The organism is Acinetobacter sp. NIPH 2699, assembly GCF_022549355.1.
Lineage (GTDB): Bacteria > Pseudomonadota > Gammaproteobacteria > Pseudomonadales > Moraxellaceae > Acinetobacter.
In genome coordinates this window covers 18,710-34,857 of record NZ_JAKZGL010000020.1, presented here as the reverse complement: position 1 = coordinate 34,857, position 16,148 = coordinate 18,710, and the positions used below count along the sequence as shown (strand labels likewise).

Here is a 16,148-nt window from a genome sequence, read left to right as displayed (position 1 = left end):
TCTTTAAGATGATGGTCGGAACAGTAGGATTCGAACCTACGACCCCCTGGTCCCAAACCAGGTGCGCTACCAGACTGCGCCATGCTCCGATTTACTCTAAAAGAGTGGGGTGAATGACGGGATTCGAACCCGCGACAACCGGAATCACAATCCGGGGCTCTACCAACTGAGCTACATCCACCATAACATGTTTTTTGATTCTATGTACCAAGCTACCAAATGGCGCGCCTGACAGGATTCGAACCTGTGACCATCCGCTTAGAAGGCGGATGCTCTATCCAACTGAGCTACAGGCGCATAACGATGATAATACTATCAAGCGATACTTCGCCGATCATAAAACGATGTTTTAAAACATTATTTTAAATGGTCGGAGCAGTAGGATTCGAACCTACGACCCCCTGGTCCCAAACCAGGTGCACTACCAGGCTGTGCTATGCTCCGATCTATCTCAGCTTTTATTGTATCGCACATCGTGCGGTACGGTGTGCATTCTAGGCTTGACGTTGCATCACGTCAACACCTAGTTTTAAAAAAAATGATTTTTCCTTATCAAATGTATATTTAACAGACATTTTAACGCTTTAGCGCAGCACTAAAGTTCAACATTCGATCTAAAGGTAATTTCGCACGTTGAGCCAATGCTGGGTCGACATGTATTTCTTCATCGCCATGTTGTAACACATGCAAAATACCATCCAATTCATTCATTGCCATCCAAGGACAATGCGCACATGAACGACAAGTTGCCCCCTCACCTGCTGTCGGTGCTTCAAATAATTCTTTGTCTGGTGCGGCTTGTTGCATTTTATAAAAAATGCCTCGATCTGTTGCCACGATCATCTGTTTATGTGGCAACGTCTGTGCAGCTTTGATCAACTGCGAAGTACTTCCCACCGCATCCGCAATATCCACAACTGCTTCAGGCGACTCAGGATGGACTAAAACAGCGGCATCGGGATAAAGTGCTTTCATCTGAGTAATACCACGTGCACGAAATTCCTCATGCACGATACAAGCACCATCCCACAACAACATTTCTGCGCCTGTTTTCTTTTGAATATAGCGACCTAAATGTTGATCTGGTGCCCAAATAATTTTCTCACCCAAGCTATCTAAGTGCTCAATAATTTCAACTGCACAGCTCGACGTTACAACCCAGTCTGCACGTGCTTTTACCGCAGCTGAGGTATTAGCATAAACCACTACCGTATGATCAGGATGTTGATCACAAAATGCAGAGAACTCATCCACAGGACAACCAATATCGAGTGAACACGTTGCCTCTAAAGTTGGCATAAGCACGGTTTTTTCAGGTGATAAAATTTTTGAGGTTTCACCCATAAACTTAACCCCAGCAACCACCAATGTCGTCGCAGGATGATCACGACCAAAACGTGCCATTTCTAATGAATCAGAAACACATCCACCTGTCAGCTCTGCAAGCTCTTGTACGTCAGGATCACAGTAATAGTGTGCGACCAATACAGCATTTCTTTTTTTAAGCTCGGCTGCAATTTGAGCAAACTTCTGTTGTTTCACTTCTGGGCTAAGGCTATTGTCCTTTGGCTCGCCCAAACGATCTAAATGCGTCTGCACAATATTTTTGGCGTCGTTCGCAATTAAATTCGCATCATTCATAAAGCGTCTTCTCTATCCTGCGTGCTTGCATCACTGCAAACTAATAACGTGGGTATCTGTTGAGATTTGGGATTAATCACATCATCCACAAACAAGCAATATAAAAAAAGCCTCACTGTGGAGGCTTCATTATAACGCAAATTTACGAACGATAATCGGCATTAATTTTCACATAGTCGTAAGAAAAGTCACAGGTGTAAACGGTATCTTGTGCCGTACCACGCCCAAGATCAATACGAATGGTGATTTCTTTCTCTACCATCACTGCCGCACCCGCCTCTTCGGTATAGTCAGGATTGGCACCACCATCTAAGCAGATTTGCACATCACCCAGCCAGACTTGTACTTGACTGCTATCTAGATTAGATACACCAGCTTTACCAATCGCCATCACGATACGTCCCCAGTTTGGATCAGATGCGAATAAAGCTGTTTTGATCAATGGCGATTCAGCAACACTATAGGCGACATCACAACACTCTTGGGTATTTGCACCGCCCTCAACCTGAACCGTAATGAATTTGGTTGCACCTTCACCATCACGTACAATCAATTGCGCCAAACGATTCATGATTTGAGCAAGGACATCCAGCACGTGTTGATAACGTGGATCATCTTGGCTCTGAATCTCAGCACCACCCGCTAAACCTGTTGCAACAAAAATACAGGAGTCATTGGTCGAGGTATCTCCATCAATGGTAATCCGATTAAATGAATGCTCAACCGTTGTTTTTAGTAGTTGTTCAACCAATGCTTTTGAAATCGGTGCATCGGTGGCAACAAAGCTCAACATCGTCGCCATATTCGGACGAATCATGCCCGCACCTTTACTAATACCTGTCATGGTATAGGTGATGCCGTCTAATTCAAATTGTTCAGACGCACCTTTTGGTGTGGTATCCGTGGTCATAATGCCCGATGCCGCATCTGCCCAATGATCAACATCTAGATCATTCAAAGCAGGTTGAATACCTTGAACTAAACGCTCAATCGGCAGTTGCTCACCAATCACGCCTGTTGAAAACGGCAAGATTTGATTGCTTTGCACGCCTGTCAATTCAGCTAATTGAGCACAGGTTACTTCTGCATTTTGATAACCGACTGCACCCGTTGCTGCATTGGCATTGCCTGTATTAATAATCAGGTAACGTGGCTGTTTTTGCGAAGTACTTTCAGCCAAATGTTTTTTACTGATTAAAACAGGCGCGGCTGCAAATGCACTTTGGGTAAATACACCCGCAACATTTGATCCTTCTGCAAACTCAAAAATGACTAGATCTCGTCGGTTTGGATAACGTACATACGCCTCAGTTGAGCCAATTTTTACACCCTGCACCACATGCATAAGTGGCATCGTTACGTCACCAACAGCCATTATAGATATCCATTCAACTTGTTATGAAAGATTTAAGCTTATTCCAAAAGACGATTAAAATCGAGTATTAACGAGATAGATTATTGAATTTGGCTCTGTTCTAAACTCAGTAAAATCTGCTTCTTATCCAAACCACCAGCAAAACCAACTAAAGCTCCGCTCGAACCAATCACCCGATGACACGGTGCAATAATCGAAATCGGATTTTTACCATTGGCAGCACCGACAGCACGTACCGCTTTTTCATTACCAATCTGAAGCGCAATATCCTTATAACTACGCGTTTCCCCAAAAGGAATCGTGAGCAATGCTTGCCAAACTTGTTGCTGGAATGCAGTACCCTGAAAATCCAAAGGCAAATCAAACTGCTGACGTTGCCCCGCAAAATATTGTTCTAATTGTTGTTTTACCTTATGTAGCATTGGATGTTGACGGTCTTCTATTAATTCGGCCAAACGTACTCGTTTATGATCCTCGTTATCCCACATCACAGCCACCAAAGCATGATCATGTGCAACCAATTTTAATGCACCCACTGGAGAGTCCATGTACATATAAACCAGTTGCATCTACTATCTCCTTATAAACTCCCCTCATTCCTCTTTTCAAAGAAGATAACATTAAGGGGATGAAAGTTTCATCAAAACCAAACCCGATACAATGAGTACTGCTGCGATCATCCGCATTGCAGTCATTGGTTCATTTAAGATCACGATACCAATAACAAATGATCCGATTGCACCAATCCCAGTCCAGACCGTATATGCTGTGCCTAATGGAAGGGTCCGCATCGAAAATGAAAGTAAACCAAAACTCAAAATCATAAAAACGAGGGTAATCACTGTCGGAGTTAAACGAGTAAAACCATCCGACAACTTCATCGAATACGCCCAAATAATTTCGAAAATACCAGCCAAAATTAAAATTGCCCACGCCATTTTTTCTCTCATGCATAGCAAGGGTTGGGTCGTCCCAACGTGATTCTATTCTGGGAGGTCGTCCTCCTCAGTTCAACATTGTAATTTAAAATTTGACGATTATGTGAATTGTTATGTATTTAGACCATCGAATCATTTTAACAATGAAAATAAATACGCTAATAATTTAGTGCCAAACCACACTGTCCACTCGCATCAACTCACATGCCCCATTCCCAGTATCTTCACGAGATAAAGAACTCCGCCAACGCCAACCATCCGAAGCCTGAATTTCAATTAACGCACCTTTCAAGTCAACCAAATCATCTTTTTTTATTTTCTTAAGCTGATCAGCAACCTGTGCGGTTGCAGGCACCATATGCATATTGGCACTTTGTACTGCGATCTCTCGTAAACCGATTGGAGGCTGTGCATCTACTTTCCAGTAATACCAACGATTCCGTTGTGAAATATCAATCTGCTTATAAATTTCAGGTTTTGCCATGTCGCCCCAACCCACAGCTAAATCAATTGGAGAAAACTCAGCCTCTCGCCCCGAATGATAATCTTTGCGTGAAAGCACACGAAAGGTACCTTCATAAGACTGTAATTCTACGATTTGCACACCCTGTGCCGTCACCTGAGTGAGATTGGGTACAGGTTTGAGCCAATTGGTCCAAACCAACCAAATCAATGCAAAGCCCATCAGGCCATACATCCATCTTGGCATCTTATTTATCCTTTTTACTTAGCAACGCTTTAATCCATTGCCTTAACTTTTCTAATACAGCATATAAAAATTGTTGAGTCGCTTTGAAATAACGTCCCAGCGTTTCTTCTTGGTTGGTCAATACATCAAATTGTTGTGATTGGAGATTCGCAAGCTCCAATGGCTCATAATGAGACATCGTTTGTTGTAGTTCTGCACCTAAATTCAAAGCTTGTAATGCAGCGGTGACTTCATCAATTGAATCATCGTGATAAAGGGTTAAATGGCGGACATCCAAATCAATATTGTGTTCTACAAGTATCGTAGCAAAAGGAATAAGCGCTTTTCTGACGCGTTGAGCCTCCACAACACTGCTCATATGTGGAATATAGTAGTAACTCACATATATACTGCCATCGGTTGCGATCAACTCTAATTGTGATGATAGGGATGCTTGAGCACGCTCGATCTTTTCAGATTGCTTTGTTTTTGCTGTTATTTGATTGTGTTGTTGTTCTAAAGCCATTGATGCACCATAAATGACTCAAAAAAGATACTGCTAGTATAAACTAACAGTATCTCAAAAATGTTAAGAATTAAGCAAAATATCAGAACTTTAGCGTAAGACCAGCCCCATACAATCCACCTTTTTCATGCTGCGATGCGGTTTGCCATTCAGTTTGTTTTACGCCTTTACTATAGGCATAAGCAACATCAATAAATGGCATCACTTTTTTACTGATTTCATAACGCATTTGTATGCCAGTTTGCAGTTTAGCTAAACCTGATTTACGTGCATATTTTGATTGGTCACTCAACACAATATCTGCATTGAGATAAGGCTGAGCAATCAACTTTTGTGTAAACAAGAAATCACGACTTGTTTCCAAACTAAGCTGCCAACGTTGATCCTGCCCTGCATACACATACGCATCCGTTTCAAAGAAATAAGGTGCTAAACCATGTAAACCAAACACTGCACTCCATTGATTTTGGTCTTGCTGTTGTTCGGACTGATATTGATAACGTACGCCAGCCTGTACATCCCAAAAATCAGCAATATTACGGCTGTACAATACTTTTGCTTCAGTGTCGGCTTGCTTAGATTCAGCCTTTTCTACATGCGCTTTGACAAAGATTTTATTTTCATCTGTACCAACCCATGTTTTCAATTCAGTACTCGCACTACCGCGTCCATGATCATCGATAGTCCAAGCACTTTCCAAAGTGGTTGCCTGATAAATCTGTCCACCATGTTCACGGCGATGATCGTGCTGTTGATGTTGAACAGCAGTTTTTGATTGCACTGATTTTATCTGACTTGAGCGTAATGAATGATCCATTACTGTACTAGATTGCTCAGACCTATTCATCTGCGTTTGCATCATCTGATCATGTCCTTCATGCGCATAAGTCAATACGCTCAAAGAGGACATCATGCCACCGATGAAAAACCGTCGTGTAGATCGTTTCATTTCAGAAGATCGCTTAGTGATGTGCATGGCTCGCTCCTTGAGATGGTTGAACAGGCGCTATATTTTGTTGAGGTACTTTCACGTCATCAACATTTGCCACAATCAGTTTATTCATCATGCCTGCGGACATATGGAATAACAAATGACAATGAATCGCCCACTCACCTAACTCATCCGCAGTCAACATCGCAGTAACCGTTTGACCTGGTGGTACGACAACCGTATGTTTATTTGGCATATTGGCAGAGGTCTGCCCATTTTCTAATTGCATAAACATGCCATGCAAATGCATCGGATGCGCCATCATGCTGTCATTCACAAACTTCAAGCGAATGCGCTCACCAAACTTCACTTGCAAGGGTTCAGCATCACTAAATTTCTTACCATTCATGGTCCATATATAACGCTCCATGGTGCCGCCAAGGCGAATTACCAACTCCCTTTCGGCTGGACGCGTATCCAATTGAGGTGTTAATGATTTCAAATCAGCGTACTGCAAAGCTTTATGCCCAGCAGGCGTTGCAGCATTTGCCCAACCTTGGACGGTATCAGGCTGATCTTTTGCAGGTGCAGCTATAGATGTCGAATGTTGATGATGCGCACTATGATCCATTTCAGTCATATCCATTTGACCATGAGCACTATGATCCATTTCGGTCATATCCATTTGACCATGAGCACTATGATCCATCTGAGCATGCGAACCATGCCCCATATCATCCATCGTCAGTAAAGCACGTGGACGTGCTTTTGGCATTTCAATCATATGCTGATGCTGGGGTTGCATTTCATTATGTAACGAAGCGATGGCAAAGCCTGAGCGATCAATCGATTCAGCCTCAATTTGATAATGTGGCTGCTTTGGTTCAACCAGCACATCGTACGTTTCTGCGGCACCAATACGGAATTCATCAACAGCTACGGGTTGCACAGGCTGACCATCCGCACTGACCACCGTCATTTTTAAATTTGGAATACGCACATCAAAGAACGACATTGCCGATGCATTGATAAAACGTAGGCGAACTTTTTCACCTGTTTTAAATGCCCCTGTCCAGTTCTGTTGTGGTGTTTTTCCATTTACAAGAAAAGTATACCCCGTGACATCAGACAAATCGGTTTTGAGCATCCGCATCTGATTCCACATCGAGCGATCTTGCCAAGTCGCTTTTAAACCTTGTTGCTTCACTTGTTTCCAAACATCCGCAACGGTTTCACGTTGGTCTTGATAGTACTCAGCAGATTTTTTCAGATTGGCCATGATTTTGTCACTTTCCGTTTCATGGAAATCAGACAACATCACCACATAGTCGCGCTCAGCTTTTTCATGCACTGCAACAGGTTGTTTTCCTTTTGGATAAATCACCAATGCGCCATATAGACCATCTTGCTCTTGTCCTTTGCTATGCGCGTGATACCAATAAGTCCCATTTTGACGGACTTTAAAACGATACTCAAAACTACCATTCGGTTGAATGCCTTGGAAACCATTAAATCCGGGTACGCCATCCATTAACCCTGGTAAAAGTAATCCATGCCAATGCAATGAGGTATCTTGATCTTTGAGTTGATTATGGACATGAATCACCGCTTCATCGCCCTCTTCAAACTCTAAAAGTGGTGCAATAAACTTACCGTTTACGGTCATACGCTTTACTGGTTTTCCCGTAACGTTGACCATCTCTTGATTAATATTCAGATGATATTCTTTAATCGCAGCCCAACTATAGGGTGCAAACAATAGGCTTAGACTAGCAACAACGCCAGCATATATTTTTGAAGACATGATATTTTCCTAATCTGTTAACTTTGCAAATTGCCCTATTCTCTTTTCAGTAAAAGAAAGAGCCTGTAAAGACAAATCAGGTTTTAGGAGGGCGTAATATCTCTTGCCAATATCCAGCAAGATGTCGGGCTTGATAGTCCGTATTTTTATGCGTATGAAGTTCTAAAAGAGGCAAAGAAGACACACTCGGCGTGTGTTGATCCAGAGCAAGATTTACGGCTTGGCAATGCGAAGGACTATTGCAGTCCTGACAATGCTGCTGATTATCTTGCATTTGCCCAGTATGACATTTGGCGAGAGGGGTTGTGTCGGGATGTGACATTTGCATGTGATGATGTTGATCCATCATTTGCATGTCATGACACGGTATGATTTGTGCCGTTGAGGTTTTTTGATCAACTTGAATCGACTGAACTGCTGCAACAGCCACACTACTTCCCCCGATGAAAAATATCATCAGGAATACAAACCACAGATGTTTGTATCGTTTGCGAAGTTGCACTGAATGTCCTTGCGTCAATGTTCAAATGAGTTGAATGTGCTTAGCATAATTTCTTTCAACCTTATGCACAATCTTCTTTATGTTCAAATTATGCTAACTCCATCTATTTGCAGCACGAAGTCGTTGTTTTATTACACGATTCAGCTTTAAAGCAACAATGAACAAAAATAAAGCAAAATAAATAAGTTAGCGCACAAAAAAAGGACAAAAACTTGTCCTTTTTTCATCATTTTGTTGCGAATATAAACAACTGAAATCATTTTGTTTATTTTAACAACATCTTATCCACCTGCTTATCAACACGGTTATCCACCCAGTTATAAACAAAGTTATCCACATGAGCAGCGTTAAGAAAAGCGAAGCTCTTGCGGAATATATTCCTCATGCGCAAAACAAGCTCTACGCTCGAGTAGCAAGGATTAAGTTACCCACACTCATATGCTGTAAATAAAAATGGAGTTAAATCTCTACCTGATGCACTTTAGCCAATTCTGCCCGCATTTGGTCAATCACTGTTTTATAGTCTGGTTGACCAAAAATTGCTGAACCGGCGACAAACATATCCGCACCCGCTTCTGCGATTTCTCTGATATTGGCTGGACCTACGCCCCCATCAACTTCTAAACGAATATCACGACCACTTGCATCAATGATTTTACGTGCTTGGCGTAGTTTTTCCAAAGTCATTGGAATGAACTTTTGTCCACCAAAACCAGGATTTACGCTCATCAATAAAATTTGATCGACTTTATCTAAAACATAATCAAGATGATGTAACGGCGTAGCTGGATTAAAGACCAATCCTGCTTTTGCACCACCTGCTTTAATCAGTTGCAAAGAACGATCAATATGATCAGTCGCTTCTGGATGAAAGGTAATAATGTCAGCACCCGCATCCAAGAAATCACCAATCATGCGGTCGACAGGTGACACCATTAAATGCACATCAATCGATGCTTTAATACCGTAATTTTTTAATGCCTTACATACGCCCGCACCAAAAGTCAGATTCGGTACGTAATGGTTATCCATCACATCAAAATGCACAACGTCTGCACCCGCAGCTAAAACCTTTTCTACATCTTCACCTAAACGTGCAAAATCAGCAGATAAAATCGAAGGAGCAATTAAATAAGGCTTGGACATGGATGACCTGGCAAAAAACGAAGAAAATGATGGCTAAAGTATAACAAATTTACCGCAACGCCGTCTGTTACAAAGTCATCAAAACAGCATTGCAAAGTTGCAACAGCACGTTGCAGGAATACTACTTTCAAACAAAACCAAATTTGCTAAGTTGAAAATTAAGCCATAACAAGACTTAGAGAAATGAATAGCACGACACAAATCACAACCATCGAAGGAAAACGTATTAGCAAACGCTTAGTGAATCATTGGAAACACAAGTTTGAAGTTGCTGAAACTGACACATATTCAAAAATCTTTATGCCTACTGCAACCGTGACCTTGACACCCCAACAACAACATTTAGATATTCTCATTGAAAATCAACAAGAAGATGTCGAACGTTTAGAACAAGTGGTGATTGATCATTTAAATCGTATGGCGCAGCAAGAATTTACTGCGGAATGGGAACATCGTTAAAAGAAGCTCAGATGAGCTTCTTGCTTCTGTTTAAATCTTAAGTCGTTACTTTTTCCAGTTGGATCGCGTGAAACTGTAAGTGATCATCCATAAAACTTTGAATAAAGTAATAACCATGATCATAACCTTTATGCAGACGCAACGTAATCGGTTGACTTGCATCTAAACACGCTTGCTTAAACGCTTCAGGATTGAGTTGACTATAAAACTGATCATCGACACCTTGATCAATTAAGATTTCCTCAAACACTTGCCCCTTTTGCTGAACCAAAGCCATTGCATCATGGGCTAACCATTGCTGCTGATCAGTACCTAAATATTGACTAAATGCCTTTTCCCCCCAAGGACAAATGCTGGGTGCACAAATTGGGGCAAATGCAGAAACAGATCTAAATTGTTCAGGATATTTAAATGCTAAGGTCAATGCGCCATGACCACCCATTGAATGCCCGAAAATTCCGACTTGGTTTTCAATGATCGGAAACGTATGCAACACCTGTGCATACAGCTCATCGACCAAATAAGACTCCATTTGATAATGCTCAGCCCATGGTTGTTGCGTCGCATTAATATAAAAGCCTGCACCCTGCCCAATATCCCAATGATCACCTTGTGCAACCCCTTCTCCACGAGGAGAAGTATCAGGCGTAATTAAAATCAGACTGAGTCGAGCAGCCATACGCTGTGCATGAGCTTTAATCGCAAAAGTTTCTTCAGTACACGTCAAACCAGCAAGATAAAATAACGCAGAACATGCTTTTCCCTCTAAGGCAGCTGGTGGTAAATACACCCCAACCTTGCTCACGCCTTTTAGATGCTGAGATTCAACTTGATAAATACGTTGCTCACCCTCAAAACAACGATTTTTTTGCAGTAGCTGCATGTTCATTATCCTGTGTTTTTGTCATATCTGTTGTTGTCATATTCTGTATTGGGAATAAATACGGTTCTAATTGCGGCAACATCAGCTCCATATTGCGTCCAATTGACCATTGTGGTTCGGAGGGTACAACTCCTTGTGCGGTTTCCCACCGAGTAACCGTCTGTTTTGCTTGCTCAAAAGCAGTTTTCATCGAATTTTGTTCGCGCATTGCCAGATCAAAAAAAGCACGACCAAAATAAGTATAATCTGCTTCGCTATTACAACCAAACGAGGTCTTATCTGCCGCAGATGCGGTAATAATTAAAGTATCTGGCGATTGTAATGCAGGAATAAAACTACCTGAATAACATGCTGAAATGACGATCACGCGCCAGCGAATCCCTGATTTATCTAGTGTTTCACGCAACCATTTCGGATCAACTTGACCTAAATCTAAAGGCGCATTTTCAAGCTCAAAATGATTACGCTCACCATGTGACGTCATATAAAGAAACAACACATCACTATCACGATTCATTTGCTGACCAATACGGCGCAAAGTCAATTCAATACTGGTTTTAGATGCAATTGGGATATCTAAACGCGTTGCAGGGTTATTGACCAACATAATAGAGCGACCAAAAGTGCCAAAACGGGTATCAAACTGCTCTTTGATTCGTTCAATTTCAGACCTGAAGACATCGGCATAACTGTCTCCAGCCACACCAAAAAAATACCAATGACTCGTTGCAATATCACTATATTGAATTTGATCTAAGGCATTATTCAGCAAATGGCTTTGCGCGTAAAAAGCATCTTCGGCAAAACTGGCAGGCGTTTCTTCTACCTTCCAAATCGGTTGATCTTTTACGGATAGCTGCCAGACGACCAAAGTTGCAATGGTCGCCACAAAAACTAAAGTACGTTCCCACCACGGCCAATTCAAGGCACGAGAAAAAACCCAAATAACAGCTAAACTTTGCCAAACAAACAGTCCAGCAAATAATGGTGGTAGCAAGCCATTATAAATACTGTCTGGAATAAAGTTCAGATAACCATTTGAACCAAGATATTGGACCAAACATTGTAAAAGTAGAATATTGGTATCAAGCACTAACCACAATAATGCAGGAACAAGCATCAAGCGCGGTTGGTTCATCCTCTGCGATAAAAAAATACCGACAATCAGGGCAATAAAAGGCCAAAGCGCATAACCGATCAAGCCCTGAGAATTAAACTCTCCGACTTGCCCTGCAACCAGCCAACTATAAAGTGAGTTGGTGCAAGCACCTAAAATCCCCCAGAGAATCAATTGCGTGATTGATGGATGAACCACTTGTAAAGATCGACGTGACCCTAGAAACAACCACATTCCAGCAATTTGGTTACTTTTAAAATCATGCCAGATATTTATCGATGGTTTGAGGTCTATCATAAAATTCTTCGGGATTAAACTCAAAATATGCCAATCTTTTACAGAATGAATCTCATTTTTTAAAAAGATATGATGTGAAGTGCTAGTGTATGCTGGACCAGATTTTTTTAGCAATTATGCTTTGGCACTATATCACAAATCTTTACTGAGCATTGACCGAAGCCACACAATCCTTGGAATGTATTTTAAAATTAATCCTTGGAAAAATATGCATCAAAACGACAAGCATCACCTAACCACTGATGATCAGGAACTTGCTCAGCAAGAAAAACAGCATGTCGTGGACGCTTCACAACTACGCGTTTTGCGACCTGTGTTGCCAAAGCCAATAATTGATCACCTAAATCCATTTCACCCTGCTCAGGTAATAATAAGTGCAATAATTGCATTTGTTTCTTCACTTGCGCTTGCTTTTTGATTGCTTGATGATTTTGATCACGCTGAGGAAACATTGGATCTAAATACACCACATCAACCGACTGATCTTGTTGCTTAAGCTGCTGTAAGTACACCGCTGAATCAGCAAAAATTAATTGTATACGTGACATCGTGAGCTGTAAAAATGGATCTTGCTGTGCTTGGACTTTGGCATCTTCTAATAGACTAAATAGAATCGGATTGCGTTCGATTAAATGAACTTGTGCGCCTAAATGTGCCATTAACAAACTGTCATGCCCCAAACCCGCAGTTGCATCAACCAAGTTTGGTTTTTCAGCCAATTGACATGCACGAGCTAGCATTTCCGACTTTAGACTGGCACGCTTTAAGCGTGGAATCTCTGCCTGCCAATCAGGTCGCATTTTCATACCATTCGCGCATAACCACAAACCCGATGCATCAGCACACAAGGCAAGTTCAGGATTCAGACGCAGAAATCGAGCATTTAATTGCTCGATCAAACAGAGCTCGACAACCACCCCACGTAAAGAAAGCACAGTTTGATAGTGCTGTGCTTTCTCAACCTCAGAGCTTTCAAAAAATAAGCGAAATTCGCCTACCATAATTTCCAACCAGTAAAGAACAGTAATAAAATTAATAGTCCTGAAACAATCCGATACCATGCAAAAATCATAAAATCACGCTTAGCTACATAAGCGACCAATGCACGGATCAAGAGTAAAGCAGAGACAAAAGAAACAAAAAGACCAACAGCAAGTACGATCCAATCATCGAAGCCATCAAACACATGATAACTTTGATACAAGTCTAATAAGCCCGCACCAATAATCACCGGGATACCGAGAAAAAATGAAAATTCGGTTGCCGCCTTACGCGATACACCTAAATACATTGCACCGATAATGGTTGCGCCTGAACGTGATGTTCCTGGAATCAAAGCCAACACTTGAATTAAACCGATCCAAACAGCTTGTTTAAAGGTGATATTTTCAACTTCAACTGCATTAATTTGAGGTGGATTCTTTTCCACCCAAATAATGATTAATCCACCAATAATCAAGCCTAACGCAACCACAAGATCATTAAAGAGCACATCTTTAATCATTTGCCCAAAGGTTAAGCCCACTAAAACAATGGGAATCGAGGCAAAAATAAGACTAAATCCCAAACGGCGCCCTTTTTCTTCGCCAGTTACCATACCTGTTGCAGCATTCCACAAGCGTGACCAGTACTCATAGATCACGGCAGCAATCGCGCCGATCTGAATCATCACGACAAAAACAGCGCTTTTTTCAGGTGTCCAAAAGTTCATTAATTCCGATGCTAAAATCAAGTGACCTGTACTTGAAATCGGCAAGAACTCGGTAATACCTTCAACAATACCCATGATCGCTGCTTTAAGCAGCAGTAACAAATCCATACTTAACCCGCTTTACCTTGTTCTGGAATCTTTTTCCACGCATCATCACGTAAATAAACAGGCAATGCATAGGCTGCATCTACCCATTTTTGTTCTGCTGCATAAACCTTCGCAATACTTGCAATATCTTGTGCTGTCGCCACAACGGTATCTGAATGTCGCTGCTCAGACTGAATCAACGCTGAACCTGAACCCACTGCAATATTTTTGCAATAGCTTGAAGCTTGCTCATAACTCAATAATTTTTCATCATTAACGGCCTGCATGACACCCTGCTCATCCAAGCTAAAATTTGCAATATACACTTCTTGCATTCGCGCATCTAATACAGCCGTCACTTGTGTTAACCCATGCAAACGATACGCTGCTTGTGCCAACGCTTGTAAACTTGAAACAGGGATGACAGGCAAATCATGTGACCAAGCCAATGCTTGCGCAACCGCAGCATTAATCCGCACACCACTAAATGAACCCGGTCCCCGACTAAATGCAATTGTGGTTAAATCTTTAAGTTGATTTTGTGTTTGTAATAAAGCTTGTTCAATTAACGGCAAAATCGTTTGAGTTTGTGCTTTTGCACGCCCATCTAATTGAAAATAGAGCTCTTGAGTCGCATCAATTAATGATACAGAACACTGCTCATTGGCAGTTTCCAATGCAAGCAACTTCATTCAAAACCTTAAGCGAAATATGATGAAAAACGAGCGATATCATACCCCACTCCATTCTGATATTCGAGTTGTTCTCCATTTTGATACAAAAAAGCCAAACTACTGTTTGGCAAATGTTATTTTTGATTAAGATACTCTTAAAAATGAAATTCTTCTAACGCTAAAAAATGTTTATAGTGCTCGGCATAATGTAAAGCACTCCAACGCAAACGCTCAACATCCTGTTCATCAATCGTCTTTACAACTTTACCTGGTGAACCCATCACTACAGAATTGTCAGGAATCACTTTACCCTCTGGGATCAAAGCATTCGCACCGATAATACAGTTTTTACCAATCACTGCCCGATTAAGGATTACCGCATTCATCCCAATCAAGGAATTATCACCAATGCTGCAACCATGTAACATTGCTTTATGGCCAACGGTTACATACTCACCGATATTCAATTCAATCCCAGCATCCGTATGCACTACTGCATTTTCCTGAATATTAGAAAAATTACCAATACGAATGACGCAATTATCTGCACGTACCACAGCACCAAACCAAATGCTGACTTGACGACCAAACTCCACTTGACCAATGACAGTCGCGGTTGGCGCAACCCAACCATCCCAAGGTTCATATAATGCTTTCGGACTCAATCCTTGATACGTATACATCATGAGAAAATACTTCTTTAAAAATTAAAACTTAGATAGACCAAAATTAGGTGGATTGACAAGAAAAGGCCAATTTTTTTGATGCCCCAAACCATATTGAAACAAAGAAACCAACATTCTCGCTGTTAAACCCCAAACCACTTCACTCTCAACCTGCATACTCGGAAAATACAGCGATTGACGAGCTAAGCGAACTTCATAAGGCAAAGGTGGAGCATCAATCAACTCTTGAAGATGAGCAAAAAAGATACGATCAATTTCAGAAGGCTGTGCAATTAAGTCAACTTGCGCTGGGATCAATCCCACAATTGGCTTAACCAACAGACCACTACGAGCACGTTGGATCGGTAGATCACCTAACAGCTTCACGTCAAATGGATTTAACGCAGTTTCTTCCTGCGCCTCACGTAAAGCAACCACAATGTTACTGGTATCACTCGGATCACGCTTCCCGCCAGGAAATGAAACCTCACCCGCATGTTGCGATAAATGGATCGAACGGCGTGTCAGTAAAACTTTTGGTTGCGTTTCTTGTGTAATCGCAATCAAAACAGCAGCATCAGCCTGTTGGATTCGTTTGGAAAAACGCAACCGTTGTTGTAAAAGTTGTATTAACGATGGTTCTTCCATATGACTCATCTCTTTTTCGCCTTTTCCTTCATTATGCATCATAGCTGAAATTTGAA

Annotated in this window: 18 protein-coding genes and 4 tRNA genes; 1 reads left to right on the top strand and 21 read right to left on the bottom strand. The window is 41.5% G+C overall.

Going from position 1 to position 16,148, the window contains the following annotated elements; genetic code table 11:
* Positions 1 to 12: 12 nt before the first annotated feature.
* The 14 genes from MMP72_RS14955 to rpe form a co-directional block, all read right to left on the bottom strand.
* Positions 13 to 89 (bottom strand) — tRNA-Pro (locus tag MMP72_RS14955).
* 16 nt (positions 90 to 105) lie between these two features.
* A tRNA-His gene (locus MMP72_RS14950) sits at positions 106 to 181 on the bottom strand.
* 39 nt (positions 182 to 220) lie between these two features.
* Positions 221 to 297: transfer RNA gene (locus MMP72_RS14945), tRNA-Arg, on the bottom strand.
* 70 nt (positions 298 to 367) lie between these two features.
* Positions 368 to 444 (bottom strand) — tRNA-Pro (locus MMP72_RS14940).
* Positions 445 to 576: 132 nt separating this feature from the next.
* The gene (gene nadA / locus MMP72_RS14935; RefSeq protein ID WP_241406067.1) at positions 577 to 1,641 is read right to left on the bottom strand and encodes a quinolinate synthase NadA; all 1,065 of its coding nucleotides are present in this window, start codon (positions 1,639 to 1,641) and stop codon (positions 577 to 579) included.
* 142 nt (positions 1,642 to 1,783) lie between these two features.
* A complete protein-coding gene (gene argJ, locus MMP72_RS14930; protein ID WP_241406066.1) occupies positions 1,784 to 3,016 on the bottom strand; it encodes a bifunctional glutamate N-acetyltransferase/amino-acid acetyltransferase ArgJ in 1,233 nt (410 codons plus the stop codon).
* Positions 3,017 to 3,096: 80 nt separating this feature from the next.
* Complete coding sequence (locus tag MMP72_RS14925) at positions 3,097 to 3,585, bottom strand: methylated-DNA--[protein]-cysteine S-methyltransferase (RefSeq protein ID WP_241406065.1); 489 nt, start codon at positions 3,583 to 3,585, stop codon at positions 3,097 to 3,099.
* Between the two features lie 51 nt (positions 3,586 to 3,636).
* A complete protein-coding gene (locus tag MMP72_RS14920) occupies positions 3,637 to 3,954 on the bottom strand; it encodes a multidrug efflux SMR transporter (protein WP_241406064.1) in 318 nt (105 codons plus the stop codon).
* Positions 3,955 to 4,120: 166 nt separating this feature from the next.
* A complete protein-coding gene (locus tag MMP72_RS14915) occupies positions 4,121 to 4,663 on the bottom strand; it encodes a hypothetical protein (RefSeq protein ID WP_241406063.1) in 543 nt (180 codons plus the stop codon).
* Position 4,664: 1 nt separating this feature from the next.
* Positions 4,665 to 5,168 carry a cobalt transporter gene (locus tag MMP72_RS14910; RefSeq protein ID WP_241406062.1) on the bottom strand — a complete coding sequence of 168 codons (504 nt, stop codon included), beginning with the start codon at positions 5,166 to 5,168 and terminating at the stop codon, positions 4,665 to 4,667.
* Positions 5,169 to 5,250: 82 nt separating this feature from the next.
* Positions 5,251 to 6,144 carry a copper resistance protein B gene (locus MMP72_RS14905; RefSeq protein ID WP_241406061.1) on the bottom strand — a complete coding sequence of 298 codons (894 nt, stop codon included), beginning with the start codon at positions 6,142 to 6,144 and terminating at the stop codon, positions 5,251 to 5,253.
* Complete coding sequence (locus MMP72_RS14900; RefSeq protein WP_241406060.1) at positions 6,131 to 7,903, bottom strand: copper resistance system multicopper oxidase; 1,773 nt, start codon at positions 7,901 to 7,903, stop codon at positions 6,131 to 6,133. Before MMP72_RS14900 ends, MMP72_RS14905 begins: the two co-directional genes overlap by 14 nt.
* A gap of 76 nt (positions 7,904 to 7,979) precedes the next feature.
* A complete protein-coding gene (locus tag MMP72_RS14895; RefSeq protein ID WP_241406059.1) occupies positions 7,980 to 8,405 on the bottom strand; it encodes a hypothetical protein in 426 nt (141 codons plus the stop codon).
* Between the two features lie 459 nt (positions 8,406 to 8,864).
* A complete protein-coding gene (rpe, locus tag MMP72_RS14890) occupies positions 8,865 to 9,551 on the bottom strand; it encodes a ribulose-phosphate 3-epimerase (RefSeq protein ID WP_241406058.1) in 687 nt (228 codons plus the stop codon).
* Between the two features lie 183 nt (positions 9,552 to 9,734).
* On the opposite strand from rpe, the gene MMP72_RS14885 reads away from it, so the two are divergent.
* Positions 9,735 to 10,010, top strand: a complete 276-nt coding sequence (locus tag MMP72_RS14885; protein ID WP_241406057.1) for a DUF2218 domain-containing protein — start codon at positions 9,735 to 9,737, stop codon at positions 10,008 to 10,010.
* Positions 10,011 to 10,047: 37 nt separating this feature from the next.
* Here MMP72_RS14885 and fghA read toward each other — a convergent pair whose 3' ends face one another.
* From fghA to MMP72_RS14850, 7 genes are all read right to left on the bottom strand, one after another.
* The gene (fghA, locus tag MMP72_RS14880; protein WP_241406056.1) at positions 10,048 to 10,893 is read right to left on the bottom strand and encodes an S-formylglutathione hydrolase; all 846 of its coding nucleotides are present in this window, start codon (positions 10,891 to 10,893) and stop codon (positions 10,048 to 10,050) included.
* On the bottom strand, positions 10,862 to 12,307 hold the full coding sequence (locus MMP72_RS14875) for a C13 family peptidase (RefSeq protein ID WP_241406055.1): 1,446 nt from the start codon (positions 12,305 to 12,307) through the stop codon (positions 10,862 to 10,864). The genes fghA and MMP72_RS14875 overlap by 32 nt, the downstream gene beginning before the upstream one ends.
* Before the next feature lie 191 nt (positions 12,308 to 12,498).
* Complete coding sequence (locus MMP72_RS14870) at positions 12,499 to 13,308, bottom strand: class I SAM-dependent methyltransferase (RefSeq protein ID WP_241406054.1); 810 nt, start codon at positions 13,306 to 13,308, stop codon at positions 12,499 to 12,501.
* Positions 13,302 to 14,126: an undecaprenyl-diphosphate phosphatase gene (locus MMP72_RS14865; protein ID WP_241406053.1), complete on the bottom strand. Its 825-nt coding sequence runs from the start codon at positions 14,124 to 14,126 to the stop codon at positions 13,302 to 13,304. Before MMP72_RS14865 ends, MMP72_RS14870 begins: the two co-directional genes overlap by 7 nt.
* Positions 14,127 to 14,128: 2 nt before the next feature.
* The gene (tsaB, locus tag MMP72_RS14860; RefSeq protein ID WP_241406052.1) at positions 14,129 to 14,797 is read right to left on the bottom strand and encodes a tRNA (adenosine(37)-N6)-threonylcarbamoyltransferase complex dimerization subunit type 1 TsaB; all 669 of its coding nucleotides are present in this window, start codon (positions 14,795 to 14,797) and stop codon (positions 14,129 to 14,131) included.
* Between the two features lie 137 nt (positions 14,798 to 14,934).
* On the bottom strand, positions 14,935 to 15,462 hold the full coding sequence (locus MMP72_RS14855; RefSeq protein WP_241406089.1) for a gamma carbonic anhydrase family protein: 528 nt from the start codon (positions 15,460 to 15,462) through the stop codon (positions 14,935 to 14,937).
* Between the two features lie 24 nt (positions 15,463 to 15,486).
* On the bottom strand, positions 15,487 to 16,101 hold the full coding sequence (locus MMP72_RS14850; RefSeq protein ID WP_241406051.1) for a CoA pyrophosphatase: 615 nt from the start codon (positions 16,099 to 16,101) through the stop codon (positions 15,487 to 15,489).
* Positions 16,102 to 16,148: the final 47 nt, after the last annotated feature.